Below are 511 nucleotides of genomic sequence, written 5' to 3' on the forward strand. Positions count from 1 at the left end.
GTATGTGCCTGTGTTGTAAAATGCTCCTGATGACTTTCACCAACTGCAAAAACATCAATACCTGCTTCATCTGCTAATTTACTTGCTTCAATAATTTCATTAATACGTTGCTCATAACTAACTTTTTCACCTTTAAATGGATTCAATAAATGATCACCTAAGGAATACAAACCAAACTCAAGAGGAGTATTTTTATTCATTTCTAATTTTGCCATTAAACATTCTCCTTTATATTTCGTGTAACTTACTTTCAATTTGTTCACGTTTTGCTTCTAAAAAGTCAGGCAAGTTCAATTGACTTCCTAATTGTTCAACAGGTGTATCAATAGTAAATCCAGGCGCTTCAGTCGCAAATTCATACATAATTGAATTATGGCGATAGTATAATGATTTAAAGAAATAGCGATCAATTATACCTGAATTACTTTGTGGTTGTTGCTGTAATTTCTTGTAAATTGCATCTAAGTCATTCATTTGTGGTGTATTAACTGCAATATGATGGATATAACCT

The 511-nt window shown here is 31.7% G+C and carries 2 pseudogenes; both read right to left on the reverse strand.

Annotated elements, in window-relative coordinates:
• Window positions 1-215: pseudogene (locus tag KGF52_RS21115) on the reverse strand (hypothetical protein); the annotation flags it as partial.
• Between the two features lie 13 nt (window positions 216-228).
• Window positions 229-511: pseudogene (locus tag KGF52_RS21120) on the reverse strand (VOC family protein); the annotation flags it as partial.

Source organism: Clostridioides sp. ZZV15-6597 (assembly GCF_020657815.1).
GTDB lineage: Bacteria > Bacillota > Clostridia > Peptostreptococcales > Peptostreptococcaceae > Clostridioides.